Below are 26,252 nucleotides of genomic sequence, written 5' to 3' on the forward strand. Positions count from 1 at the left end.
CCCCCCCCCCCCCCCCCCCCCCCCCCTCTTCTCTCAACTGTGTTGGTTGGGGGTGGGGGTGAAGGTGGGCACGATCTTTTGCAGCTCGGCAATCACCTTGTCCGGCTGGTTGCTGTACGCCAGGGGGCGCATCTCGTCGAGGGAGCGCCAGAGGTCGTCGGGACAGATATCGATCGGCCGGCCGATGAAGATTTTTTCGTAGGGGGTCTCTTTCATCCCCTCTTCGTCCATCAGCAGTTCCTCATAGAGCTTCTCGCCCGGCCGCAAGCCGGTATACTCGATCTTGATGTCCTCATTCGGGCGGAAGCCGGAGAGGCGGATGAGGTTCTCCGCCAGGTCGCGGATGTGCACCGGCTGGCCCATATCGAGAACAAAGATCTCGCCGCCCTTGGCCAGCGAACCGGCCGTCAGCACCAGGCTCACCGCCTCGGGGATGGTCATGAAGTAGCGAATGATGTCGGGGTGGGTCACCGTCACCGGCCCGCCCTTGCGGATCTGCTCTTTAAAGAGGGGGATGACCGAGCCGTTGGAGCCCAGCACATTGCCGAAGCGGACCGCCACAAACTCGGTCTCGCTGATTTGGTCCATCGACTGCATGATCATCTCGCAGATGCGCTTGGTGGTGCCCATCACGCTGGTGGGGTTCACCGCCTTGTCGGTGGAAATCTGCACAAACCGCTTGACACCGTACTTGTCCGCCAACTGGGCCAGGTTCAGGGTGCCAAAGACGTTGTTCTTCACCGCCTCCTCGGGCACCGGCTCCATCAGCGGCACATGCTTGTGCGCCGCCGCGTGGAAGATGATCTCCGGCCGGTAGCGGGAGAAGAGGACGTCCATCTTGTCCCGGTCGCGGATGGAGGCGATCTCCACCGAGAGGTTGAGTGCCTTGCCGTAGCTGCGCAGCAGCTCCTGCTGGATCTCGTAGGCGTTGTTCTCATAGATGTCCACGATCACCAGCTGCTGGGGGGCAAATTTGGCCACCTGGCGGCAGAGCTCGGAGCCGATGGTGCCCCCGCCCCCGGTCACCATCACCCGGCGCCCGGCGACATACTTGGCCACCGGCTTCATGTCCAGCACAATGGGTTCGCGGCCCAGCAGGTCCTCCACCTCCACCTGGCGGATGGTGCCCACCGGCACCTCCTGCCCGGTCATCACCTTGTAGAGGTCGGGGATGATGTTGACCTCCTTCTTGGTGGCGGCGCAGAGGTTGATGATGCGGTTTTTCTCCTTCAGCGAGATGTTGGCAATGGCAAAGAGGATGGCGTCCACACTGTACTGGTCGCACAGCCGCGCCACGTCGTCGGTGGTGCCCATGATGGGGACACCCTGAATGGTGCGCTTGAACTTGGTGGTGTCGTCGTCCACGATGCAGACCGGTTCAAAGCTGTTTTGGGGGTTGCGCTTGAGCTCGCTGAGGATCATGGCGCAGGCCTCGCCGCCGCCGACGATGAGCAGCCGCTTCTTCTTGCGGGCGGTGGGGAAATTGTACTTGGCGTCGATGACCTTGTTCATCTTGTAGACAAAGCGGAAGAGGAAGATGAAGAAGGTGCTGAGGATGGCGGCCAACACATAGGCCCGGATCCCCACCGGCAGGTCCAAGAGAAGGGAGGAGATGACGAAGGCGGCGTTCCCCACCACGCAGGCCGTGCCGATGTAGAGGTACTCGACAATGTCGGCGTACTGCCACATCTTGTTGTAGATGCGAAAGAGCAAAAACACCGCGGTGCCACAGATGAGGTAGAGAAAGAAGGTGGCCAAAAATTCCTCTTCATAGCCCTTGAGGGAGAAGGAGCTGTGGAGAATGGCGTAGGCAAAGTAGTAGGCCGACCCCCAGAGGACCAGGTCAAAGGGGAGGAGCACATACCGCTTGGCCTTGAGCAGGGCATTGTATAGACTGTTCATAGCGAATCCATCCTTTTTTGCAGCGGATCACAACCGGGCCCCAACAGGCGAATGGGCGAGAAGAGGCCGCCAGGGGCCTTCGCCCGCCCAATTGAGAAGCCGCATCACCGCCCCTCTTTTTTGGGGGAGATCGTGCGGCCGCGCTCCGGTTTTGACAACCTCGTCGGTTGTTACCCCATTATACACCAACTGAAACCCCGCTGCAAGCTCACAGAAATGACCGCCTTTTTCGGCGCGATTGCAGCTGAAGAGATTCTCAAAGACGGGCTCTGACGTCCATCGTCCCGGTCCCTGCACCCTCGCGCCCTCCCCCCTAACACGCGGCAAAGGGCGGCCTGCGCTCCCCTCGGGGAACACGGGCCGCCCTCTTTCACGCAAAAGGGAAAATGCGCTCTATTTGCCGTAGCACTTCACCAGCACCTTGCGGGGCCGGGGGCCGTCGAACTCGTAGAAATAGACGGCCTGGTCATCCCCCAGGACCAGTTCCCCATCACAGATGGGCGGGGTGATGTCCACCCCGACGATGCTGGACTTGATGTGTCCCGCCGCGTCAAAGGGGGTCTCCACGTGGATGGTGTTGGCCCGCAGGGGGATCACCCGGTCCAGTTCCCCCTGAAAGTCCTCCCCCACCTTGCCCTCGGCGTCCTTTTTGCCAAGGGAGATGGCGGCGGTGGTGTGGGGGACAAAGAGGACGCAGATGCCGTTTTGCACCCCGCTCTCCCGCACGCAGGCGCGCACCTTTTCGGTGATGTCCAGCGCCTGCATGGGGCCGGTGGTCAGCTGTATGGTCTGATACATGGCTCTGTCCTCCCTATTCCATCACGTTGACGCAGACCCGCCGGCAGCGGCTGGGCCCGTCGAATTCGGCCAGCAAAATGCCCTGGGAGGAGCCAAAGGCCAGCGCCCCGTCCCGGACGATCAGGCTCTGCACCCCGCCCATCAAGCTGGCCTTGGTGGCAGCGGCGGCAGTGTAGGCGGAGGGGGTGCGCTGCCGGTAGTCCACCGTGGCGGGGAAGGCCCGCTGGATGTCGTCCATCATGTCGTCCCATCCCAGGGGGTCCCAGAAGGAGTGGATGCAGATGCCCGCCGTGGTCTCGGGACAGAAGACGGTGCAGATGCCGTCTTTGACCCCGCTTCTCTCGACGATCTCCTTCACCTGTGCGGTGATGTCATAGGCCTTGTGGTGCTGGGTCTGCAGCTGGATGGTCTCAAACACGGCTTTCATCCCCCTTCTCTTTAAAGTAGTCGAGGATGCCGCTCTGGTCGGCGTAGATGGCGTTTTTGCCGCCCCACACGCCCTCGAGCCCCCGCAGGGGCTTTTCTCCCAGCAGTTCCTGCATGAAGCCAAAGAGCATGGTCATGGGCATGAACTGCATCAGCGGCGTCAGCCAGAGGCGGGGCGCCTTGGGGAGGGTGATAACCTTGGCGGAAGGGGGGAATTCTCCGGCGTCCAGGTCGGTGACCACCACATAGGGCCGGCCGATGAAGTCCATCGCCCAGGCAGCCTCCAGGTAGCGGCTCTTGGCCGGGCTGTCGCCGGCGGCAAAGAGAAGGGTGCCGATCTCGGCGGGCTTTCTGGCGTAGTAGTTGACGTGGAGCCAGTCCTCGGTATTTTCCACCGCAGTGACCTTGCCCACCGCCTCGTAGATCTTCTCCCGCACAAAGGCGGCAGTGGCGTAGTCCGTCCCCGACCCCACCGTCTCAAAGTGGCGGCAGTCCTTGAGCAGTTCCGCCAGGGCCATGCACTGCTCGGTCAGGGCGGGGATGACCGGGCGAAACGCCTCGGTGTACCCCTCGATGTCGGCGCGCACGGCGGCCGCTTCGTCGGCGGTGATGTGCCCCCTGGCCACCCCGAAGTGGACGGCCAGCAGGAGCAGGGAGAGAAGGCTGGTGAAATAGGTCTTGGTGCCGGGGGCCAGCTCCGCCTCCATCGAGTCGTGTTTCAAGATGCGGTCGGCCGTCTGGGCCAGGGCGGTGGTGCGGCTCTCGGTGACCCCCAGGGTCCAGCCGCCGGCATTTTTCACCGCCTGCATGGCGGCAGCGGTGTCGGCGGCCTTGCCGGAGATGCTCACCCCCACCGCCAGGGCGGGGCCGTAGTCGCCGCTGGGCAGCGGATAGTGAAAGCAGAGCTCGGTGGTGGAGAGGGCCTTGACCCGCATCCCGCTCAACGCCTCAAAGGCCGGCTGTACCGCCAGCCCGGCCACATAGGAGTCGCCGCAGCCGGTGAGGAGCACCTCGCAGAAGTTGCGGATCTCCTCGTCGGTGTAGAGGGTCTCGATCTTTTTTTGCAGGTCGTCGCAGAGGGGTTTTGTGCAGTCGACCAGTCCCAGCGATTGCCGGACGGCCGGATTTTCCATTGCGCTGTTCATCCAATCATTCCTCCTTGCAAAAGGCTAGTCGCTGTACACGGCCAGCTGGCACCGCTGGGTGCGGGGACCGTCGAACTCGAAGAAAAACACGCCCTGGGAACCGCCCAGCACCAGTTCGCCCCCCTCGACGATGAAGGTGGTGTTGGTGCCCATGAGGGCGGACTTGTTGTGCCCCGCCGCGTCGGCCGGGTTGTCAAATTGGTGGGCGTAGTCGATGCGCATGGGGATGAGCCTGTCCAGGGCCTGCTGGATGTCCTGGTGGTCCTCGGGCTTTAGCATGTAGGGGTTAAAGGAGATGCCCGAGGTGGTGTGGGGGGCCGAGAGGACGGCGATGCCCGACTGCACCCCGCTCTCCCGCACGCACTGGCGCAGCCACTCGGTCAGCTGCACCACCCCGTCCTTGGGGCACTCGATCTTGGTCTCGTAAAAATGCACGGTGGTTCCTCCCCTCTCCTATACGATCTCGATCTGGCTGGTTTTCAAAAAGTGGGTGGGTTGGCTCTGGAAGGCCGGCTCTCCACCTCGGAAGAGGGAGACCCCCTTCAGCCGGGCCAGGTACCCCGAGAGGAGGGCCACCGGCACGTAGTCCATCAGCGGGGCCAGGAAGCCGTAGCGGGGGCTGGGCAGTTGGCAGACCGTCGCCTCTTTGGGGAAGAGGGCAGCGTCGGCATCGGTGACGATGAGGGTGGGCCGCAGCCGGGCCAGCACCTCGGCCACCTCCAGGGCGCGGACCATGGCCGGGGAGTCCTTGGAGATGCTCAGCACCGTCCCCACCCGGCGGTGATCGCGGGCAAAGTAGTTGACATGGCACCAGTTCTCCATGTCCTCGTAGGTGGCCACGTCGCCGGTCGCCTCGTAGATCTTGGCCGCGTCAAACCAGGCGGTCGCCATCTGGGCGCCGCTGCCCAAAAACTCAAAGCTGTCAAATTCCTGCCACTGCTGGGCCAGCGCAAACATGGCGTCGTCGATTTGCTCCATCACCTCGCCGCCGAAGGACTCGGCGTACTCCACCATGGCGCGGCGGTAGTCGTCGGCCTGGCTCATGGGATAGCGCATCTTCACCTCGCCCATGCGGATGGCCGAGGAGCAGAGGGCGTAGAGGGAGGCGTAGTAGCTGCGCAGCCCGGGGGAGTGCTCGTCAAAACCGCTGTCAAAGGGGGTGGGGGAGATGGGGAGCACCGCCTGGCTGGCCTTGGCCATGGGGGAGTCCGGGTGGGCGGTGACCGCCACCGTCAGGGCCCCCACCCCGCAGGCGGACGCCCGCTGGCAGACCTCGATGTTGCGGGAGACATTGCCCGAGGCGGAGATGACGTAGAGCAGGGGGTTGCAGGGCTCGTTCCCGATCCTCCCCTTCGGCCAGTGGCGGGACGCCTCCATGGCCGAGAGGGCCTCGGTGCGGATGCCGCCCAACTGCTCGAACAGCGGTTTGGCCGCCACCCCGGCGCAGTAGGAGTCGCCGCAGCCCACCAGCAGGCAGCTGCGGGGCGAGAAGAGTTGGGGGGTGGTGAGGGCCATTCGCAAGGGCTTGTCGTTTGCCTCGGCGAAGGGGCGGGCCATGACCGGCAGGTCAAAGGTCTCCATCCGCAGGGCATTGTTGCAGTCCAGTTTTTTCATGGTTTTACCTCCCGACAAAAATAGGACATGTTTTTTGGGCAATTTGTATATTCTCAAAATTGCTTTCCATAAAATATTGTATAGGGCGTCCAGGTCAAAGTCAATTGTTCCCCAACAAAATCTCTATTTTCTCCGCTTTTCTCCCACCCGGCCAAAATCCGCAGGACACCCAAAGGGCAAAGCCGTATAAACTGTACGCTTGCTCCACCAAAAGGGGGCCACCAGCGGCGCCCTGGGGGCGACAGGCCCCCCAGCTCCTGCCGGAGGGCCTGTGAGACCTGACGGGCTGCACCCAGAGGCAGGGGCGGCAAACAGCTGGCCACTGGGGCGGCGGGCCGAGGGGACCCATACGGGGCCTCGGTCTCTTGAGGGGGCTGGGCACCTCCCCCCTTCCGCCCTCCAGACCCGCTCCCCGACGGCCCGCGCGATCTCCCCGCGCGGCGGCGTCCTCCCTTCCGGGCCAATCTGCCCAGACCTCCCCTCTGGCTTTTCAGAGAGATCCCTCCACACTGCCCCGGGCCATCTGGTCGCGCCCTCCGTTCACCTGCCGGCGAGATGGGGCTTTCCGGCAGGGCGTCACTTGATGTTGGCGTCGACCCAGAGTGTCAAAAAGTCCCAAAACCGCTTGGTCTCTTCGCCGATCTCCCCGCTGTTTTTGGTCACAAAGTAAAACGGCTTGCAGCAGTCATAGCGACCGGAGGGGATGATGACCGCGTTGTCCGGGCGATACCGCTGGGCCATGTACTTCGGTATGAATGCAACTGCGATATTCTCGGCGGCCATCTGCAGGGACAGGTGGTAGCTTGTCGTCTCCAGCACGACGTTCGGGTGCACGTCCACATCTAAAAAGCCCGCCATCTGGTTGATGTACAGCTGAAATTCTCCGCCCTTTGTCACAATGTCAACCGCGTCCAAATCCCGTATTCCAATTGACTTTGCCCCGCTCAACGGGTGCTGTTTGCCGACGACAAAGCAGTACTCGGACGTGTATATATGGCGGGAGGTAAAGAGGTTCCCGTTGCTGGGGTCCGACAGGATCGCCGCCGCCCCCTCGTTTTTTTGCAGGAGTTCCAGCGCGCGGCCGTCTGGGATCTCCGCCAGATAGAGCAATATGTGCTTGTGCACCCGGTTAAAATCCCTGACAAACTGCGCGCCCAAAAGCTCTGTCACCCCGTAGGTGCAAAAGATCTTCAGCAGTTGCCTCGGCGGGGGCTGGCCCAGGGAGTGCCCTCTGATCAAACTGTACTCAGACAGGATTTTCTCCGCGTGCTTTTTCAGCTCGATCGCATAGTCGGTGGGGACAAGGTGTTTTTGTTCCCGCACAAAAAGCGTTTCCCGCACCTCTGCTTCGAGGTCGAGAATGGTTTTGCTCACACTCTGGGGGCTGACATATAGGTTCAGCGCGGCCGCCCGCATGCTCCTCTCCCGATACACTTCCAGAAAGACCACCAGACTTCGCTCATTCACAAACATCCCTCCCGTCTGTCTAAGGACAGTATATATCAACGCATTTGTTGATGAAAACAATTTTTTTCGTGCTTTTCTTTCCGCGGCGTCTGCGCTACACTTCTCTCAACACACACCGTTAGGAGGGGATTTTGTGAAACGGGCTTTTACCCATGTGAACGCAGTGGACGTCTTGGCGCACAAGGTGCTGGCCGACTGCACTGTCCTGGTCGAGGACGGCAAAATCGTCGAGATCGGGCAGGGCGTTGACACGGCCGGCAGCGAGGTGATCGACCTCGCCGAGAAGTACATGACACCGGGGCTGTTTAACTGCCACGTGCACCTGTGGTCAAACAGCACGCCGGTGCAGACAGACCTGTTAAAGATGACAGAGTTTGACAAGGCGCTGTTCTCCATTCTCAACTGTGAGAAACTGATCAAAACCGGCGTCACCTTTGTGAGGGATGTGGGGACCTCCAACAGGGCCGCCTGCGATCTGAAGAAGAACATCCTTGGCGGGACCATCCGAATGGCCCCAGACCTGCAGGTCGTGGCCTCCGCCATCTGCATGACCGGCGGGGCGACCTGGAATGTCGGCGCCTGTCAGGCGGACGGCGTGGACGAGTGCATGAAGGCGACCAGGTTGCAGCTGCGCGAGGGGGCGGATTTCATCAAACTCTACTCCAGCGGCAGCGTGCTGACCGCGGGCATGGACCCCAACAGTCCGCAGCTCACCGTCGAGGAGCTGACGGCCTGTGTAAAGGTGGCGCACGACGCCGCCAAAAAGACCTGCTGCCATGCCCAGAACGCCCGGAGCATCAAGAACGCGGTGATTGCCGGCGTGGACCACATCGAGCACGGCATCGGCCTCGACGACGAGTCCGTTGAGATGATGCTGGCCCAGGGTACCTGGCTCGACCCCACGGTGTCGGCGCTGTACAACATCGCAAGACATGCCGACCGGTTGATCCCCGAGGTGCGCGAAAAGGCGCTGCGGCTGGAGCATGCCGCGTACGCCTCCTTCAAAAAGGCGTACCGGGCGGGCATCCCCTGTGCCTGCGGCAACGACGCCGGTTCCAGTTTCTGCGAATTCGACGACACCGCCAGCGAGATGGTCACAATGGTGGAAAAATGCGACCTGACGCCGGCAGAGGCCCTGGCGATCGGGACGATCAACAGCGCCAAGATGTTGGATGTGGAGGATGAGCTGGGTTCCATCACCGTGGGCAAAAAGGCCCATCTGGCGGTGTTTGACGAGAATCCGCTGAACGACATCCACGCACTGGAAAGCTGCTTCATGACGGTCAAAAACGGCGAGATCCTGTACACAAGGGCGTAATACAGAGGGGGGGGGACACCGCGACTGTGTCCCCGCCCTCTTTTCCCCTGCCTGCGGCGGACCGCCGCGGGCAGGCGTTTTTTGTCAATCGACGCTGCGTGCCCTTGGAGCGCCCATCTTTTCAAGGGCCGCGCTCTAGCGCTTGTCCGGATCGTCGAGCCCGCCTCTTCGCCGGGTCAGGGAGAGGGCGAGCCCCGCAGGCAGGAGCAGGGCCAGCGGCAGGACGGAGTTGCCTCCCTCCCCTGTCTTGGCGCTGCCGCCCGAAGAGCTGCCAGGGGAGCCCGCTCCCTCTCCCCCAGGGGCGGTGGAGGGGTCCGCCTCTCCCTGCTCCCCGTCACTCGGCTCTTCTTCCTCCTCTCGCTCCCCCACCAGGGCGTAGCTGCCTGGGGCGGGGGCGGCAAAGGTACCCCACTCCCCCTCGATTTGCAGTGGGCACTGGGAGAGGGTGCCGTCCTCCGCCACCAAAAAGACCGCAGCGGTGGCGGGGTCTGCCAGGTCGTCCAGGCTGATGCGCACCTCCAGCGGGGCGGCAAAGCCGCCGGAGGCGCGGGCGGCGCTCTCCACCTCCAGCTGGTAGTAGCGCCAGACTTTGGCCCTCTCCCCGCGCAGGCGCTGTACCGCCTGGGTGAGGGGGCCATCGACCGCCTTCTCCCGCACCGACAGCTCGCACAGCCAGGAGAGGGCCCCCTGTGGGGCGCGGACGGTGAGGCGATTTTGGTCAAAGTGCTCCACCCGCTCGGGGGCGGCGAGGGCGGCGGCCCGGTCGATGGCCTGCTTGAGCCGGGTCAGCCCCGGGGCAGAGAGCTCCTCTCTCTCCAGCGGGGACAGCGCCTCTACCTGTTCGAAGAGTGCCCGCAGCGCCCCTTCCTCCTCGGGGAGGACATCCTCCAGCGAAATCCCTTCCATCTGGGCGTTGAGGGCGTCCACCCGCGCCCGGGAGAGCACGGTGACCGGCCAATCGACCCGCCCACCCTCATAGGCAACGCTCACCATCTGCACGCCCAACAGCTGGGGGCGGTAGCGGGAGCACATCTCGACCGTAAGGGGAATGCGGCGCTGCTCCTCCCCGCGCGAAAGGAGGAGAACGCCCCCAGAGGGGTCCAGGGGCTGGCCCTGCAGGTAGTTTGACTTGTTGGGGAGAATGGCGAAGGAGAGGCCCCACAGCTGCTCTTCGGGGAGCACCTGCACCGAAAAGGCGGCGGTCTGGCCCTCGACGGACACCGTCAGTGTCTGCTCGCCCAGTGTGGCGCTGTCAAAGCCACTGACCAGTTCGGGAGCGAGGGGGATCACCTCCTCGCTGCCATCGCTGTAGGTGAGGGTGACTCTGCCGCCGGCGGGGTCAAAGGATTCCCCCACCCGGTAGACAGTCTTGACCGGCAGGGTGGCGAGGGCGATGCCTGTCAGCCGCCGCGGTGCCACCTGCACGGTGAAGGCGGCGCTCTGTCCCAGGTAGGAGACAGTGACCGTCTGACTGCCCGGCTGGGTAAAGCGGGTGGGACTGCAGAGGGCGAGGGTCAACTCCATCTCGCTGCTGTCGCCGTTTTGGTAGCAGACCTGCAACCGCCCGCCGGCCACCTCCAGCTCCTCCCCCAGCTGGTATGCTAGGCGCTGCGGCGGCGAGAGGAGAACCAGCCCGGCGACCGGGTTGTCCGCCACCGCCACCACAAAGGTGGTGGTCTTCCCCCCGAGGGAGACCAAAATGCTCTTTTCGCCGGGGCTGTCAAGGGCAGCTGCCTGGCAGAGGTCTGCCGTCAAAGGCCGCTCCGCCCAGCCGCCACCGGCGTATTCCAGCCGCAAGACGCCGCCGGCGGGGTCGAACGCCTCCCCCACCTGGTAGACCGTTTTGTCGGGCAGGGCGGCAAGGGCGATGGACCGAAGGTCGCCCCCGTCCACCGTCACGGAAAAGGAGACATCAAAACCCTTCCACCGAAGGGCGACCTCCTGCTCTCCCACCCGGGTGGCATCATAGCCGCTGGGGGTGGCCACCGCCATCTGAACCGGGCGGGAGATCCCGTCGCCGTAGTCGACCGAGAGCAGGCCGCCGGTGAGGTCCAGCCCTTCCCCCACCGCGTAGCGGGTCTTGTCGGGCAGCGCCTGCACTGTCAGGCCCTGGGGTTGGCGCACCCCGACGGAGAGGGAGACCGACTGCCCCTGGTAGGTGAGGGCGATCTGCTGCTGCGGCCCCTCCCCCACCGCGCCGACATCGCAGTCGGCCTCGGCCATCGGCAGCTGGGCACTGGTGCCGTCCCCATAGTCTACCCGCAGGAGACCGCCTGCCAAGTCCAGCTGTTCTCCCGGCAGATAGAGGGTCTTGTCGGGCATTTTTTCCACTGAAAGGCCGGTGACTGCCGGCGGCGCAGGGGCGAAGACGGAGACATCGGGCAGGGCGAGGGGGCGGTCCTCCTCCCCCAAAGGGGCAAAGTTCTCATCCAAAAGGGTATAGTGCAGGTCGGCCGCAAGGGGAGCGCCCGCCGGCGCTCCCTCCCCCGCCAGTGCCTCCAAAACGCCCAGCTCAGCTGTCGACCCAAAATAGGCCGACCCGTCGGCTGGGGTGATAAAGCACTCGTGGCTCCCGGCATTTGGCTGCTCGTCGACGGCGGCCGCGGCGGAGGGGGAAACCCACCTGTCCGCCCCGTCTGCCGCCCAGGACCAACCTGTCTGGGGGACATTTAGTACCAGTTGGACAATTGCCACCTGGCACCCCTCAGTCGAGAGGGAGAGGTGGATGGGGACACCCTCCCCCGGGGCGACCTCGCTCTTGTCGGCAGTGGCCGACAGCGAGGGAGCGGGTGCAGCCAGCGCAGTAGCAGCGGGCAGGAACACCCCGCCCACCAGCAGGGTGGCGAGCAGGGCTGCCACCCCTCTCTTCCCGCAGATACACATCTTTTCCACGTCCCCTTTCCCCATTTGCAAATTGTCGAAAAAACAGTTAATTTGTCGAAACTGTTAGGAAAATTATACCAATAGCTGCAAAGGAGAACCAGTGACATTTCAGCCAAAGAAAAAGGGGCTCTTTTGGCATTCCGGACAGGGAAACAAAAAAGCCGCCTTTTGAGGCGGCCAAAAAGGCGGAAACAGGATCGCATTTTTTGCTGAGGAGAAAAGGGGGAAACGGCATTCCGGCCAACTCACTGCGGAGTTGGCGGGCCGGCAGGCGCACGAGAGCGTTTGCCCTTCGCCCTTTTCTTCCGCCTTGGCGGCAATGGCGCAGCAGCAAGCCACAACGCGCCTACTGCCCTCTCTCCCCCTTTTTGTTGCGGGCGGGGAGCAGGCATTTGACCGTCTGAAAGACGCCTGCCGCGATCATCAGCAGCGGGACCAAAATCCAGAGCCCAAACGATTGGAAGCAGGAGAGCCACGAGCCCGTCTCCCCCATTCGCAAGAGGATACTGCCAGCTCCCACAAAAGTGAACACGATTCCAATGTAGACGCCCAATACACTGACTTTGCACCTGTCAAAGCACCCCTTCCCGGTGAGCCAAGCCAGGATGAACACAGTGGAGCCGAGAACAAAGAAAAGACCCATAAAAACCATCCAATTTGCGCTGTTGCTCCCCGCCAGAACTGATTTTTGGGGGTTAGCAGGATCATATTTTACCGTTCGGGTGCTATTTCGCGCGGGGATCGCATTGGTCCCGTAGTCCGTGGAGACACGGTACGGGGCGCCGTTTACCTCATACTCATAAATTAGGCGATAGGTCGTTCCCTCCCTGTCGCTCCGGTAGACCTCATAGTCGACAAAATGCCCCTCGGTGGCAGTGTAACCCCCTGCTCTCTGGTTCAACTGGATGGTGTCCTTCACCCCTAAAAACAGAATGACGATGCCGGACAGCAGGCACACCCCCACCAAAAAGCAGGTCACGACCACCCTGAAGTTGACGTTCAGGTGGATAGACCGCCTCTTGGAATCGGCCTTGACCGGCTGATCCTTTTTTCTAAAAAATACCCTGTATACCAGATAGGCTCCAACAAGCCAAAACGGCAGCGAGAACAGCAGCGGCAGATACGCTTGATTGGCGATGTTCACATAGCACCAAACGCCCAAGAAGCCAAACACGTAGAGCAAAAAGCTGACGGCGTACACCTTGTTGAGCAGCTTTGCCGCCTTCTCCCAGCCCGCCGCCAAAAACATCGTTCGCAAAAGCTCTGTAACACTGCAAATCAAAAAGGGAAGGATCATGAGCCTGCTTGAAACATTCTGCGCCTTGATTATCGCCCTCGCCAAAAACAGTGCGGTAAACAAAATGGGAATGGCCCTCACCAGCAAGTAGCCTCTCTTCCTCACACATCTGCCTCCTTTTTCCTCATTTGCCCATTGGCCTGTCAGTGGTTTTTCTGCCGGTGGCCATCGGCCATCGGTGCGCTTGTGGCAGAAAGTTTTTTGCAAATGCGCAGCCACCACTTGCCGCGCCGTTTTGCGCTGCACTGCGCACAGCTGTGATATGGGCACAAATTTCAACTCCGCGAAGGGGGGGAAGAGTAACATGTGCACTCGCGCGGGGTGCGACACACCTGCGTCGGGAAGCGGCAGAAGCGAATCTGCATTTCAATCCACGCACCCGCGAGGGGTGCGACTGAAAGAGTTGGCGAACGCGCAAAACCTTGTCCCATTTCAATCCACGCACCCGCGCGGGGTGCGACTGCAAACTTACACAAAAGTGCACTGTTGTTTGTGCTTTCAATATACCTTCTCGACAAACGCTTGTCAATTTTTTGGCTGTTGTCCGCTCTTCTTTTTCCCCGTCCATTTATCCTGCCATTTCTCAGTGCGAACCTAGCGGGGAATTCCCGTCCACTTGGGGTTCGCACCGCCCCCAAAAGCGGTAAAAGCTGCGATATTTTAAGGGCGGCCTCTCCCTCCCTTCTTTCCTCCATTTCCGATAAGCTTTTTCACAAAAAAGCCAATCAGAATAGGGTATGTCAATTAAAAAGAGAGAGGCCGGCGCGGAAGAGACCCGTTTCTGCGAGTCTTCCGCAGCCCATTCCAAAAAGCAGAAAGGGTGTTTTTAAGCCGTTTCTACCTCTTTCACAACCCGTCCCCATACCGGCGGCAAGTCGCCCCTTTATTTTTGCTCCTGGGGAAAGACCTGGCAGATGGCCTTTTCCCAAAAGACTACCCCGTCCAGGTGGTCTAGCTCATGGCAGAGGCATTTAGCAAGCGCCCCCTCCCCCTCGATAGAGATGGGGGTTCCCTCCCGGTCGAGCGCCTCTACCCGCACCCGCTGGGGGCGAATGGTCTTTCCCCACCAGCCGGGGTTGCTCAGACAGCCCTCTACACACTCCTGCTCTCCCTCTGCCAAAGTCAGGCGGGGGTTTACCAAAAACAGCGGCTGTTCAAGGTCCGACTCCTCCCAGGGGAGGATCACCACCAGCCGCCGCAACACCCCCACCTGAGGGGCGGCTATCCCTGCGCCGCCCACCTGCCGCAGCGTCTCCTCCATGTCCTCCAGCAGTTGCCGGGTCCGCCCGTCGATCTCCCCCACCTCCCGGCAGGGCTTTTTGAGCAGCGGGTCCCCCTTCTTCCTGATCTCGCGCAAAGCCATATTGGCGCCTCCCTCTCTCTTTTACAGCAGCGATCCTCTTTCCCTCCGCTGTCTCTGCGCCCCCGTGCGGCTGCTCTCGGCACGGCTCTTGCGGGGGCTCTCCGCAAACAAAAAGACCTCTTCAATGGGCAGGCCAAACACCCGCGCAATGTCGTGCGCCAGCCAGATGGAGGGCTCATACCGCCCCGCCTCCAGGGCGCTGATGGTCTGGCGGGAAACCCCCACCCGCTCTCCCAGCGCCTGCTGGGAAAGTCCCTTCTCCCGCCGCAGCAGGCGGATGCGATTCTTCAACGCGCCCCCTCCTCTGTCAAGTCAACTTTCCCATTCGCACAGCAAAAGGCCCCCGGACCCTCTCGGGTCCGGGGGCCTCTTCTCACTCTTTTTCCGCCAGGCCGACGATCAGGTCCACACAGGTGTCCAGTCCCAGGGCGCCGCTGTCCAGACAGAGGTGGTAGTTCTGCGACATCCCCCACTCCTGGCCGGTGTAATACTTGTAGTAGGTGCGGCGCTTCTTGTCCTTTTCCTCCAAGCGCTTGGCGGGCTTCTTCTCGCTCTCGCCATAGAGGCGGACGATCCGGTCCGCCCGCACCTCCGGGTCGGCGTGGACAAAGACGTGCAGGCAGTCCTGCCGCTCCCGCAAGATGTAGTCGGCACAGCGGCCCACAAAGACACAGGGCCCTTTCTCGGCCAGCTCCCGGATCACCCGGTGCTGCACCGCCCAGAGAAAGTCGTCCACCGACAGGCCGCTTGGCCCTACCTGGCCGCCCCGGGCTGAGAAGGCACAGGCCAGCCAACTGGAGCCGGGGGCGTCCTCCCCCTTCTGCTCCACATACCCCTCGTCCAGGCCGGTCTCGGTCGCCACCTGTTTGACCAGCTCCTTGTCGTAACAGGGAACACCCAGGCACTGGGCCACCTCTTTGCCGATGGTCCTGCCGCCGCTGCCGAACTCTCTGCTGATGGTGATGATCTGTCTGCGCATGTTGCCACGCTCCTTTCGGGCCGGACAGCCGGCCTCTATCCTCATTATACCAAAACGCCGCCGCCCTGGGTAAGAGAAATCCTCCGCAAAACAGAAAAACTGCCCTCTTACGAGAGGGAGACAGGCGCAAAAAAGCCGCCCCTCTGACCGCGACCGGCGCGGCCAACAGAGGCGACTTTGGAGCGGACAGCCCCTGCCAAGGGCAGGAGACGGTCGGGATGTTTTACAGGCTCATCCCCAACTCAATGGCGCGGAAGTTGGGTTCGACCAGGTGCTGCTTGCGGGCGGGGACGCTCTTTTCGATCCCCTTCTTCACCGCCTCGAGGGAGGCAAAGCCGCACTCTTTGAGCACCTTGCCCAGGAGGATGATGTTGGCCAGCCCCTGCAGGTCGTTCTCCTCGGCCAGGCGGGTGGCCTCGACATAGCAGGTCTTGACCCCTTCGATCTCCTCCCGGTCGCTGATGAGGGTGGCGTCGATGACCGCCACCCCGCCGGGCTGGACCTTGTGGATGAACTTGTCGTAGGAGGGCTTGTTCATCACCAGCAGGGCGTCGGGGTTGAGGATCAGGGGGGAGCAGATGGGGTCGTCGCTGATGCAGACCGAGCAGTTGGCGGTGCCGCCCCGCATCTCGGGGCCGTAGGAGGGCAGCCAGGAGACCTCCTTGCCGTCCATCAGGCCGGAATAGGCCGCCACCTTGCCCGCAAAGAGGATGCCCTGGCCGCCGAAGCCGGCCAGCAGGATGTTTTGGGTCATACTACTTCTCCTCCTTCTGCGCGTCTTTGTCCTTGTAGACCCCCAGCGGGTAGTAGGGGATCATGTTGTCCCGCAGCCACTGCATGGCCTCGATCGGGGTGAGGCCCCAGTTGGTGGGGCAGGTGGAGAGGACTTCGACGATCGAGAAGCCCTTGTGGTCCAGCTGGTTCTGGAAGGCCTTCTGAATGGCCTTTTTGGCCTCTTTCACGTGGGGGACGCTGTCCACCGTGACCCGCTGGGCCAGGGCGACCCCGTCGAGGGTGGAGAGCATCTCGCACATGCGGATGGGGAAACCGGCGGTGGCGGTGTCCCGCCCATAGGGGGTGGTCTGGGTGATCTGCCCCGGCAGGGTGGTGGGGGCCATCTGCCCGCCGGTCATGCCGTAGATGCAGTTGTTGACGAAGATGACAGTGATGTTCTCGCCCCGGGTGGCGGCGTGCACCGTCTCGGCGGTGCCGATGGCGGCCAGGTCGCCGTCGCCCTGGTAGGTGAAGACCACGCTGTCGGGGAGGGCCCGGCGCAGCCCGGTGGCCACTGCGGGGGCGCGGCCGTGGGCGGCCTCGACCATGTCGCAGGCAAAGTAGTTGTACGCCATGACCGCGCAGCCCACCGGCGCGACGCCGATGGTCCTGCCCTCGATGCCCAGCTCGTCGATGGCCTCCGCCACCAGCCGGTGGATGATGCCGTGGGTACAGCCGGGGCAGTAGTGGAGCACTGCGTCGGTCAGGGCCTTGGGTTTTTCAAAGACGATTGCCATTACCGGTCACCTCCTGCCATTTTTTCAATTTCGTCCAGCACCTCTGCCGGGGTGGGGATGACGCCGCCGGTGCGCCCGAAGAAGGAGACCGGCACCTTCCCATTGACGGCCAGGCGGACGTCGTCGACCATCTGCCCCATGCTCATCTCCACGCAGAGGAAGCCCTTGCAGCCCTCGGCTGCGGCGGCGATCTCATCGGTGGGGAAGGGCCAGACGGTGATGGGGCGGATGCAGCCGATCTTCAGCCCCTTCTCGCGGGCGGCCTTGACGGCGGCCTTGGCGATGCGGGCGGTGGCGCCGTAGGCGACCACGATGTAGTCGGCGTCCTCGGTGTTCTCGCACTCCACCAGCACCTCGTTTTGCTTGACCTGCTCGTAGCGGGCAAACCGGTCGACCACCAGCTGCTCCAGCTCGTCGGCCTGCAGGTAGAGGGAGTTGACGATGTTGTGGGGGCGCTTGTTCTGGTGGCCGTTTGTGGCCCAGGACTTGTCGGCCTGGATGGGGGTGTAGTCCTCGGGGAAACTCACCGGCTCCATCATCTGGCCCAGCATCCCGTCGGCCAGCATCATGGCGGGCATCCGGTACTTGTCGGCCAGGTCAAAGGCCTGGAAGGTCAGGTCCACCATCTCCTGCACGGTGGAGGGGGCAAAGACGATGTTCTGAAAGTCGCCGTGGCCGGAGGCGCGGGTGGCCTGCCAGTAGTCCGCCTGAGAGGGCTGGATGCCCCCCAGGCCGGGGCCGCCGCGCATGACGTTGATGATGAGGCAGGGCAGGTCGCTGCCGGCTATGTAGGAGATCCCCTCGCTCTTGAGGCTGATGCCGGGGGAGGAGGAGGAGGTCATGGCCCGCACCCCGGCGGAGGCAGCGCCCAGCACCATGTTGATGGCCGCGATCTCGCTCTCGGCCTGCAGGTAGGTGCCGCCGATCTTCGGCATCCTCTTGGCCATGTAGGCCGACACCTCGGTCTGGGGGGTGATGGGGTAGCCGAAGAAGTGGCGGCAGCCGGCGCGGATGGCCGCCTCCGCCAGGGCTTCGTTGCCCTTCATTAACACTCTGTCTGTCATATTGCCGTATCCCTACCTTTCTACCGTGATGGCGCAGTCGGGGCACATGGTGGCGCACATGGCGCAGCCGATGCAGGCCTCGGGTTCAAAGCACTCCGCCGGGTGATACCCTTTTTTGTTGAGCCGGTCTTTGGCCAGCCGGACGATCTTTTTGGGGCAATTGGCGGTGCAGAGACCGCAGCCCTTGCAGATGTCCTCGTTCACTGTGATTTTGGGCATGATTTCCCTCCTCATATCTCGTTGCAATTGGGTTTGCGTGTACGCGCCGCCGCTACTCCTGCCCCTGGCGGGGCAGCTCTTTTTGCCAGGGCTGGCGAACCAAGATCTTCACCGGGAAGGGCTCGGGCAGCCGCCCCTTCAGCGCGGGGTAGAGCTCCTCGCGCACCAGGGTGCAGCGCACCGGCAGACCGGTCTGGGCGGCCAGCTCCCCGGCGTAGGGGAGGCTGTCGAGAATGGTCTCCTCCCCCGTCTCAAAGCCCAGGTTGGAGGCGTTGACCAGGCCGGTGACCGGCAGCCGGGAGGCCGTCTCGATCTCGCGGATGATCTCCAGCGACTCCTCCGGCGAGCGGGTCAGGTAGCGGTAGCAGTTGAAAACGCTCAGGTGCTCGTACCCCCCCTCTTTGAAGAGGGCCGAGTAGCGGCCCATGGCCGCCGCCCCCGCGTCGTCCCCCCCCACGTCGAAGAGGGCGTAGCCCTCGTTGTCGCAGAAGACCGACTGCACCTGGGCCCCCAGGGCGGGGATGTCCAGGTTGGAGTTGGCGTAGGTGGGGGAGATGATGTCGATGCCCGCCTGCGCGAACTCGTCCTTGAAGTCGGTGGTGCGGAAATAGGGGTTGACCACATCCAGGTCCACCACCGTCACCTTTTTGCCCTCTCTGGCCATGGCGAAGGCCAGGTTGGCCACAAAGTTTGTCTTGCCGCTGCCGTAATGGCCGGTGACCGCGATCCTCTTGTGCTGAAATTCGATACCAGCTCACCGCCTTTCTTCGCTTTAAAGCGATGACGTATTCCAAAATAAATCCAGCCCGTGCACTTGCAGCAGGTGGATGTAAGAATCATTATATCATTTTTGCCGGCGCACCACAAATGCGAAACCGTGGTAATTTCGGGCATAAAGGGCAAAAGGAAAAGGAATTATTTGGGCAAACTACCAAATTGCCAGGGGTTATAGGGCCTGTTCTCCCTCTTTGGGACGGCAGGAATGGGGAAAAGGCAGGAGGAGAAGCTGGGGCAGAACTCCCCTCTGTTGGGTCGTCACCCGCTCCTTGGAGACACGCCTCTCCCTCCCATCGGGAGGGAGGCGGCAACCGCCCCCAGGTCCCCGACCCCAAAAGAGCGCGCCCGATTTTGGCCGGGCGCGCTCTCTTTTCACACTTTTGGGGATGCGCCGCCAGTGGGAAGGCTGCCGGCGCAAATGGGGAAATCAAACAGTACCAGGGGACGCGAGAAGGGGATGTTAGGCGTGTACGCCGCCGCTCTTTTTCATGGAGAGGGACATCCGGTCGGCAATCATAGCAATGAATTCGGAATTGGTGGGCTTGCCGCGCAGGGCGTTGACGGTGTAGCCGAAATAGCTGTTGAGCACCTCGATATCGCCCCGGTCCCAGGCCACCTCGATGGCGTGGCGGATGGCCCGCTCCACCCGGGAGGCGGTGGTGCCGTGCATCCTGGCCACCGTGGGGTAGAGCATCTTGGTGACCGAGCCCAGCATCTCGCTGTTTTGGATGCACAGGGAGATGGCGTCGCGGATGTAGTGGTAGCCCTTGATGTGGGCGGGCACGCCGATCAGGTGCAGCGTCTCGGTAATGGCGATCTCCAAGTCGGTCTGGCTCATGGGGACCACCGTCTCGCCGGCGGGTTCTTCCACCTTGCCCAGCAGGGTGGCCACCCGCTTGGCCAGCACCTCGAAGTCAAAGGGCTGAATGGCGTAATAGCTGGCGCCGGCCTGCATGAGGGCGGACTCGATATTGTAGTTGTCAAAACCCAACATGGCCACGTAGACGGGGGTGATCCCCTTTTCGCGGGTCTGGGTCATCACCTCAATGGCGTCCAGGTTGGCCATGAAGGCGTTCAAAATCACCACCGCCGGCTTTTGTTTGCAGATGGCCTCCACGCACAGATTGCCGTCGCTGGCGATGGTGGTGACTGCATAGCCGTGCTTTTTCAGCACCTCGGCGCAGGGCTCCCCAAACTCCGCGCTGTTGTCAGCCACCAATACCTTGACCTTTGTATTCATTGTCAATCTCCTCCTGATACAATAAAATTTGCTTTTCCCTTATCTAAAGTCATCACACACCTATATTTTACCAGTTTCTGTAAGATTGTCAATGGGTTTGTCTGGGAAAATTTGTAATAAATATCAAAAGAATCAAAAATAGCGGAAATTGGGGCAACATCCTCAGGAAACGGAGACGGTTTTGGTGGATTCCCACATATTTTCCGCGAAAATGCCGTAACCGCGGGTGGGGTCGTTGACCAGCACGTGGGTGACCGCCCCCACCAGCTGGTTGTTCTGGATGATGGGGCTGCCGCTCATCCCCTGGACGATCCCCCCTGCCTTTTCCAGCAGTTCGCTGTCGGTGACGCGGATGAGCAGGTTTTTGCTGCGCTCCCTGTCGTTGAGGTTGACCCTCTCGATGTCGATATTGTAGAGCTTGGGGGTGTCCCCCTCCAGAGTACAGAGGATCTGGGCCGCCCCTTCCTTGACCTCCTGCTTATAGGCCACCGGCATGGTGGTGCCCTGCGGGGCCTGGTGAAAGAGGCCGTAGACCCCGGTCTCGCCGTTTTGGCGCAGGGTGCCCAGCGCCTTTTCGCTGGTGAAAAGGCCCTTGAGTTCGCCCGGGGTACCGCTCTCCCCCCTCTGTACCCCGCTGATCCTGGCCGAGACGATCTCGCCGGTGGCCAGGGGCATGATGTCCTTGGTGTCCACATCGCTGATGCCGTGGCCCAGCCCGGCAAAAATCAGGTTGTCCCCACTGCCGGCCACAAAGGTCATGGTGCCGATGCCCGCCGAGGAGTCCCGCACCCAGACCCCCAACTTGTATCCCCCCTCGCTGGAGAGGGCCGGGGTGACGGTGGTGGAGCAGCGGGAACCGCCCCGCATGTACTCACAGACCAGGGGCTGCCCGGCCTTGGCCTGGGCGGTGATGTCGGTGTAGCTCTTGATCGGCTGGCCGCCCAGGGTGACGATGACGTCCCCCACCTGCAGCCCCGCCTCTTCGCCCGGGGTCTTGGCGCCGTCTTTGGTCTTGACCGGGGAGATGCCCACCACCACCGCCCCGTCGGTGTACATCTTCACCCCGAAGGGGCGGCCGGAGACGGTGACCACCGGCTTGTCCGCCACCGAGACGTGGACGTCCTTGACCGGGATGAGGCCAAAGAGGTTGAGGTCGGTAAAGAAGTTCTGACTTCCCCCCACAGAGGCCGCCGCCTCCCGCGCCCGCTCGTCGGTGCCAGTGGCAAAGGAGAAGGGGGTGGCCCCGGAGAAGGAGACCACATCGGCCGAGGAGACGTAGAACTGGTCGGGAAGGGTCTTTTGATAGTAGGCCACCGCTCCCAGCGAGGAGAGGGAGAAGGCCGCCCAGAGGGCCGCCGCCAGCCCGCATATTTTTTGAATCTGTTTTTTCAACGCAAATCGCCTGCCTTTACCTCCTTACTGTTTGCCCGCTCACCCACAATTATAAAAGGAAAAAATTCGCGGCAGCGGGGGCAGAAGCGGTCAAACTGCCTCTCACCAGTCTAGCGGCGCGCAGTCGATTTTTTTGTAAAAAACTGGTCAAAAAGAAGGGGAAGGCGGAGGAGCTGTCGCCTGCCCGGCGAAGGGCGGCGGAGTGGCGAAGACGGGGCAGGCGCGATTTTGCATCCCATTTGGCAGGGGATGGCGAGCGGGAAGGGCGGTAACACAATCGCCCCCTCCCACAGTGCGGACAAAGGGGCGAACGGTGGGCGGCAATCGCGCCTCTGCCTCCAATAGACAGGGAATGGCAGGCGGAAAGGGGCAGATGACACACCCGCTCTCCTCTTCCCCAGCGCGGATAAAGGAACAGATGACGGGACGACAACCGTGTTCTGCGCCCCAATGGCAGGGGCTGCGGCCAGATGGCACGGACAACACGGCTGTTTCCTCTTTCCCGGCGCAGCCAGAGGAGTGGATAGAGGAGCGACGATCGCGCTTTGGCGCCCCAATGGGCAGGGGAAAAGGTGGAAAGGAATAAGTACAGCGCTCCCCCTTCCCCTGCGTGGACAAAGGAGTGGGCAGCAGGGCGGTAGTCGCACCTTTTTGCCCCAATGGGCAGGGGGGCAAGTGGAAAGGGGCGCAGTACGGCGCACCCCTTCCCCAGCGCGGACAAAAGAATAGACAGCAGGGCGGTAGTTGCACCTTTTCACTTCAATGGGCAGGGGGATAAGTAGGCGGAAAGGACGGCAGCACAGCTGCTCTCCTTTCTCCGGTGCGGGCAAAGGGGTGGGCTGTGGGGCGGCAATCGCGTCTCTGCTTCCAATAGACAGGGAACAGCAGGCGGGAAGGGAGAAACAATGCGCTCGCTCCCTCTTTCCCTGCGCGGACAAAAGAGCGGGCAGCAGGGCGGCAATCGCGCCTTTGCCCCAAATAAGAAGGGGAGCGGCGCGCAGGAAGGGACAAACGACACACCCGCTCCCCTTCCACCAGTGTGGGCAGAGGAATGGACAGAGGGCAGCAATCGCGCCTTTGCAACCAAATAGGCAGTAGACGGCAGGCAGAAAGGAGAAGGTTACACCTTCCTCCCCTCTGCGGTGCAGACAAAAGGCGGGGCGACAGGACAGCAATCGCGTTCTTGCACCCCAATGGACAGGAAGCGGCGGAAAAGGGGCAGATGACACAGTCACTCCCCCCATTTTTTCTGCGATGCGGCAAAAGGGGCGGGCAACGGGGCGACAGCCGTATTTTGCACTCCGATGAACAGGGGGGACGGCGGGGAAGGAGGGGTGGCAGTACAGCCGCCTCCTTCTCCCCTTCCCCAGCGCGGACAAAAGAATAGACAGCGGGGCGGCAATCGCGCCTTTGCACCCCAATAGACAGAGGGCGGCGGGCAAAAATGGGCGGGCGACGCGGCGGCCCCCCTCCCGGTAGAGAAAAACGCCCCGGAGGGAGCCGTTTGGCTCGCTCCAGGGCGCTCTTTCAAAAGGGGTGAATTACTCCCCCTCGCTCTCTTTCAGGGCATCGGCCTCTTCGGTGGAGTAGACCACGTTGTTCTCGCTGGAGGAGAAGCCGTAGTCGTCCCGCTCTTCCCGCTTGGGGCTGTCCAGCAGGGCGCGGATGGACAGGCTGACCCGCTTGCGGTCGATGTCGGCCTCGGTGATCTTCACCTCGACCTCCTGTCCGACCTGCAGGGCGTCGGCCACCTTCTCGACCCGCTCGTTGGAGATCTGGCTGATGTGGATCAAGCCGTCCACCCCGTCGATGATGCGGGCAAAGGCGCCAAAGGAAGTGATGGAGACGATCTGCACCTTGATGACGTCGCCGACATGGTAGTCTCTCTGGAAGATGACCCAGGGGTTGTCCTCGGTCTTCTTGTAGCCCAGGGAGATCTTCTTGTTCTCAAAGTCCACGTCCTTGACGTAGACCTCGACGGTGTCGCCGACCTTGACCACCTCGCTGGGGTGCTTGATGCGCTTCCAGCTCAGCTCGCTGATGTGGACCATGCCGTCCACACCGCCCAGGTCGATGAAGGCGCCGTAGGAAGTCAGGCTCTTGACGGTGCCGGTGTAGTGCTTGCCGATTTCAACGGACTGCCAGAAGGCCTCGGCAACGGCCTTGTTGCGCTCGGCCAGAACAGCTTTGATGGAGCCGATGGCGCGGGCCCGGCGCTCGTTGATCTCAATGACCTTGAATTCGGCCTCGGTGCCCTTGAGGGCGTTGAGGTCGTCGTTGCGGCGGAGGGTCGCCAGGGAGGCGGGGACGAACACCTTGATGCCGTAGCAGCTGACCAGCACGCCGCCTTTGATGACGTCGGTGACAGTGCCGGTGAGGATGGCGTCCTCCTCCTGGGCCTTGACGATTTTGTCAAAGCCCTCGATGGCGTCGTAGCGCTTTTTGGACAGCTGGACGGTGCCTTCCTGATCGTTGACCCGCAAAACGATCACGTTGATCTCATCGCCTTTTTTGACGATGTCGTCCGCCGACGCGTTGGGATCGTTGGTGAGCTCGCTCAGGGCGACAAAACCGGTGTGCTTGGTGCCAATATCGACGGTCACCTCATTGGGGGCGATGCTGGTGACTACGCCCTTGAGGCGCTGGCCGGTATATATTGGCTTGAGGCTCTCCTCCAGTGCTTCTTCAAAGCTGAAGTCTTCGCCTTGAACGTCGTTTTGCAGTTCACTCATTGTATGTAGTACCTCCTTGATTATACACGCCGGAGTCGAAGCACCAGCGGTAACTCCTATTATTTTAGCATACAAACCGCGCTGTTGCAACAGTTCATCCGCAGTTTCTACCAGGATTGTGGGGCAATTTTTTTCGCAAACCTCCCGCAATTTGGCGGTGTTGGAGCTTTTTCGGTCCCCCACCACCACCATCAGCCCGCTCTTCTTGGAGAGGGCCTCGGCTTCCTGCTGCCGGCTGGCCGTGGCCGAGCAGATGGTGGAGAAGACCGAGAGGCCGGGAAAGAGGGCCTCGGCCTCGGCCACCGCCTCTTTCCAGAGGGCCACGTTGAAGGTGGTCTGGCTGACCATCGATACCGGGCGGTCGGAGAAGTCCCCCTCCTTTGCCAGGCGGCGCAGCTCCTCGGCGGTGGAGAAGACCCGCACCTCGCCGGGGCAGTGGCCGACGATCCCCACCACCTCGGGGTGATTGGGGTCCCCGGCGACCAAGACCAGGTCCCCCGCCTCCGAGCGCTCCCTCACGATTTGATGGATCTTTGCCACAAAGGGGCAGGTGGCGTCCACCCAGTCGATCCCCGCCTCCTCGATCTGCGCATAGACCGAGGCGGGCACCCCGTGGGAGCGGATGACCAGGGTCTCCCCCTCCCCCACCTCGGCGGGGGAAGTGACCGTGCGCACCCCGCGGCGCTCCAGGTCGGCCACCAGGTGGGTGTTGTGGATGATGGGGCCCAGGGTGCACACCCGCTTCCCCTGTTCCAGCAGGTCATAGACCTGTTTGACCGCCCGGTCCACCCCAAAGCAAAAACCCGCGGTCTTCGCCAAAATCACCGGCATGACAATTCCTCCAACAGGGTCGCCATCCGCTCGGTGAGCAGGACCTTGGCCCCCTTGAGCTGGGAGGCGGCCTTCATATCGGTCAGCCCCAGCTCCCCATTGCGGATGAGGGCGCCGTAGCGCACATAGACGGGGGCAAAGGGGTGCATCCCCTTGGGGGCGCAGATGGCCACCGGCAGGATGTCGGCCCCGGTCTGGGCCGAGACCACGATGGCCCCCGACTTGAGCTTGAGCAGCTTGCCGGTCTTGGAGCGGGTCCCCTCGGGAAAGACGCCGAGGATCTTCCCCTCCTTCACCACCTCTTTGGCCCGGTCCAGGGCGGAGGTATCCCCCTTGCCCCGGTCCACCGGGAAGGCCCCCAGGGCCCGCAGCAGTCTGCCGGTGAAGCGGCCCTTAAAGAGCTCGATCTTGGCCATGTAGCAGATCTGCTGGCGCACCGGCAGGGCCACAAAGATGGGGTCCAGGTCGCTGATGTGGTTGGAGCAGAAGACGTAGCCGCCCTGGGGGGGCAGGTTCTCCCGCCCCTCGTAGTGCACCCGGTAGAGGGCGCGAAAGATCACGTTGACCACCCCGTGGGCAAAGCGGTAAAAACTCATAGCCGGTCCCCCAGACGCTGGCGGATAAGGGCGCAGACCGCGTCCACGCTCTCCGCCAAATTCAGCTCGCTGGTGTCCACCAGCACCGCGTCCGCAGCCTGTTTGAGGGGGGCGGCCTCCCGGTGGCTGTCGTCGTAGTCGCGCTGCTGGATGTCCCGCAGCACCTCCTCATAGGGGATGGGGCTCCCCTTCTCCGCCAGCTCCTTGCAGCGGCGCTGGGCCCGGGCCTCGGGGGAGGCGGTGAGGAATATCTTCAAATCGGCGTCGGGCAGTACCACGGTGCCGATGTCCCGCCCGTCCATGATGACGCTGTTCTTGCGGGCCAGGGAGCGCTGGGTCTCCATCAGGAAATCCCGCACCTCCTGCACCGCCGAGACCTGGGAGGCGGCCTTGCTCACCTGGGGGGAGCGGATGAAGTCGCTCACGTCCTCGCCGCCGACAAAGACCCGCTGCTGGCCCCCGACAAAGCGCAGGTCCACCTGCAGCTCCGGCAGCAGGGCCTTGATGGCAGCCGTGTCGGTCAGGTCGGCCCCCACCTGCAGGCCGTGATAGCCGATGGCCCGGTACAGGGCCCCGGTGTCCACGTAGATAAAGTGCAGCGCCCCGGCCGCCGTGCGGGCGATGGTGCTCTTGCCCGCACCGGCGGGCCCGTCAATGGCAATGGATAACATATCTGTTCGTCCTCCTCGAAATCGGTG

Annotated in this window: 23 protein-coding genes; 1 reads left to right on the forward strand and 22 read right to left on the reverse strand. The window is 62.5% G+C overall.

The window, feature by feature from the left end; all coding sequences use genetic code 11:
- Window positions 1-33: 33 nt before the first annotated feature.
- The 7 genes from ACTNAU_RS10890 to ACTNAU_RS10920 form a co-directional block, all read right to left on the reverse strand.
- Window positions 34-1,902, reverse strand: coding sequence for a polysaccharide biosynthesis protein (locus ACTNAU_RS10890; RefSeq protein ID WP_185914738.1), 1,869 nt, complete (start codon window positions 1,900-1,902; stop codon window positions 34-36).
- 393 nt (window positions 1,903-2,295) lie between these two features.
- Window positions 2,296-2,700 (reverse strand): secondary thiamine-phosphate synthase enzyme YjbQ, encoded by a 405-nt coding sequence (locus ACTNAU_RS10895; protein ID WP_021660003.1) that lies wholly within the window; start codon window positions 2,698-2,700, stop codon window positions 2,296-2,298.
- A 13-nt stretch (window positions 2,701-2,713) separates the two neighbouring features.
- Entirely contained in the window at window positions 2,714-3,127 is a 414-nt protein-coding gene (locus ACTNAU_RS10900; protein WP_441098434.1) for a secondary thiamine-phosphate synthase enzyme YjbQ, read from the reverse strand.
- Complete coding sequence (locus ACTNAU_RS10905; protein WP_216401441.1) at window positions 3,111-4,271, reverse strand: SIS domain-containing protein; 1,161 nt, start codon at window positions 4,269-4,271, stop codon at window positions 3,111-3,113. The genes ACTNAU_RS10900 and ACTNAU_RS10905 overlap by 17 nt, the downstream gene beginning before the upstream one ends.
- Before the next feature lie 24 nt (window positions 4,272-4,295).
- A complete protein-coding gene (locus ACTNAU_RS10910) occupies window positions 4,296-4,706 on the reverse strand; it encodes a secondary thiamine-phosphate synthase enzyme YjbQ (RefSeq protein ID WP_256136435.1) in 411 nt (136 codons plus the stop codon).
- Window positions 4,707-4,724: 18 nt separating this feature from the next.
- Entirely contained in the window at window positions 4,725-5,885 is a 1,161-nt protein-coding gene (locus tag ACTNAU_RS10915; protein ID WP_441098435.1) for an SIS domain-containing protein, read from the reverse strand.
- Window positions 5,886-6,461: 576 nt separating this feature from the next.
- Window positions 6,462-7,352: a LysR family transcriptional regulator gene (locus tag ACTNAU_RS10920; RefSeq protein WP_441098436.1), complete on the reverse strand. Its 891-nt coding sequence runs from the start codon at window positions 7,350-7,352 to the stop codon at window positions 6,462-6,464.
- A gap of 133 nt (window positions 7,353-7,485) precedes the next feature.
- Here ACTNAU_RS10920 and ACTNAU_RS10925 point away from each other — a divergent pair, with 133 nt between their 5' ends.
- A complete protein-coding gene (locus ACTNAU_RS10925; RefSeq protein ID WP_441098437.1) occupies window positions 7,486-8,670 on the forward strand; it encodes an amidohydrolase family protein in 1,185 nt (394 codons plus the stop codon).
- A gap of 135 nt (window positions 8,671-8,805) precedes the next feature.
- On the opposite strand, the gene ACTNAU_RS10930 is transcribed toward ACTNAU_RS10925, so the two are convergent.
- The 15 genes from ACTNAU_RS10930 to cmk form a co-directional block, all read right to left on the reverse strand.
- Complete coding sequence (locus tag ACTNAU_RS10930; RefSeq protein WP_441098455.1) at window positions 8,806-11,553, reverse strand: bacterial Ig-like domain-containing protein; 2,748 nt, start codon at window positions 11,551-11,553, stop codon at window positions 8,806-8,808.
- Between the two features lie 346 nt (window positions 11,554-11,899).
- Window positions 11,900-13,120, reverse strand: a complete 1,221-nt coding sequence (locus ACTNAU_RS10935; protein ID WP_441098456.1) for a DUF3592 domain-containing protein — start codon at window positions 13,118-13,120, stop codon at window positions 11,900-11,902.
- A 613-nt stretch (window positions 13,121-13,733) separates the two neighbouring features.
- Entirely contained in the window at window positions 13,734-14,213 is a 480-nt protein-coding gene (gene def / locus ACTNAU_RS10940; protein WP_185914730.1) for a peptide deformylase, read from the reverse strand.
- A 21-nt stretch (window positions 14,214-14,234) separates the two neighbouring features.
- Window positions 14,235-14,504, reverse strand: a complete 270-nt coding sequence (locus ACTNAU_RS10945; protein ID WP_185914729.1) for a helix-turn-helix transcriptional regulator — start codon at window positions 14,502-14,504, stop codon at window positions 14,235-14,237.
- A gap of 82 nt (window positions 14,505-14,586) precedes the next feature.
- Window positions 14,587-15,192: an AAA family ATPase gene (locus tag ACTNAU_RS10950; protein ID WP_441098438.1), complete on the reverse strand. Its 606-nt coding sequence runs from the start codon at window positions 15,190-15,192 to the stop codon at window positions 14,587-14,589.
- A gap of 223 nt (window positions 15,193-15,415) precedes the next feature.
- On the reverse strand, window positions 15,416-15,946 hold the full coding sequence (locus ACTNAU_RS10955) for a 2-oxoacid:acceptor oxidoreductase family protein (RefSeq protein ID WP_021660018.1): 531 nt from the start codon (window positions 15,944-15,946) through the stop codon (window positions 15,416-15,418).
- Window position 15,947: 1 nt separating this feature from the next.
- Window positions 15,948-16,703: a thiamine pyrophosphate-dependent enzyme gene (locus ACTNAU_RS10960; protein ID WP_021660019.1), complete on the reverse strand. Its 756-nt coding sequence runs from the start codon at window positions 16,701-16,703 to the stop codon at window positions 15,948-15,950.
- Window positions 16,703-17,767, reverse strand: a complete 1,065-nt coding sequence (locus ACTNAU_RS10965; RefSeq protein WP_441098439.1) for a 3-methyl-2-oxobutanoate dehydrogenase subunit VorB — start codon at window positions 17,765-17,767, stop codon at window positions 16,703-16,705. Before ACTNAU_RS10965 ends, ACTNAU_RS10960 begins: the two co-directional genes overlap by 1 nt.
- Window positions 17,768-17,779: 12 nt before the next feature.
- Window positions 17,780-17,986, reverse strand: a complete 207-nt coding sequence (locus ACTNAU_RS10970) for a 4Fe-4S dicluster domain-containing protein (RefSeq protein ID WP_044992901.1) — start codon at window positions 17,984-17,986, stop codon at window positions 17,780-17,782.
- Between the two features lie 52 nt (window positions 17,987-18,038).
- Window positions 18,039-18,734 (reverse strand): nucleotide-binding protein, encoded by a 696-nt coding sequence (locus tag ACTNAU_RS10975; protein ID WP_441098457.1) that lies wholly within the window; start codon window positions 18,732-18,734, stop codon window positions 18,039-18,041.
- 489 nt (window positions 18,735-19,223) lie between these two features.
- Window positions 19,224-20,003, reverse strand: coding sequence for a sporulation transcription factor Spo0A (gene spo0A / locus ACTNAU_RS10980; protein ID WP_185914726.1), 780 nt, complete (start codon window positions 20,001-20,003; stop codon window positions 19,224-19,226).
- Between the two features lie 162 nt (window positions 20,004-20,165).
- The gene (spoIVB, locus tag ACTNAU_RS10985; protein WP_441098440.1) at window positions 20,166-21,395 is read right to left on the reverse strand and encodes a SpoIVB peptidase; all 1,230 of its coding nucleotides are present in this window, start codon (window positions 21,393-21,395) and stop codon (window positions 20,166-20,168) included.
- Between the two features lie 1,541 nt (window positions 21,396-22,936).
- Window positions 22,937-24,958 (reverse strand): bifunctional 4-hydroxy-3-methylbut-2-enyl diphosphate reductase/30S ribosomal protein S1, encoded by a 2,022-nt coding sequence (locus tag ACTNAU_RS10990; protein ID WP_441098441.1) that lies wholly within the window; start codon window positions 24,956-24,958, stop codon window positions 22,937-22,939.
- Window positions 24,949-25,554, reverse strand: a complete 606-nt coding sequence (locus ACTNAU_RS10995) for a lysophospholipid acyltransferase family protein (RefSeq protein ID WP_185914723.1) — start codon at window positions 25,552-25,554, stop codon at window positions 24,949-24,951. The genes ACTNAU_RS10990 and ACTNAU_RS10995 overlap by 10 nt, the downstream gene beginning before the upstream one ends.
- Window positions 25,551-26,225 carry a (d)CMP kinase gene (gene cmk, locus ACTNAU_RS11000; RefSeq protein ID WP_185914722.1) on the reverse strand — a complete coding sequence of 225 codons (675 nt, stop codon included), beginning with the start codon at window positions 26,223-26,225 and terminating at the stop codon, window positions 25,551-25,553. Before cmk ends, ACTNAU_RS10995 begins: the two co-directional genes overlap by 4 nt.
- Between the last annotated feature and the right edge of the window lie 27 nt (window positions 26,226-26,252).

This window comes from Bittarella sp. HCP28S3_D9 (assembly GCF_052065655.1).
In the GTDB taxonomy this organism is placed as follows: Bacteria; Bacillota; Clostridia; order Oscillospirales; family Ruminococcaceae; genus Bittarella; species Bittarella massiliensis.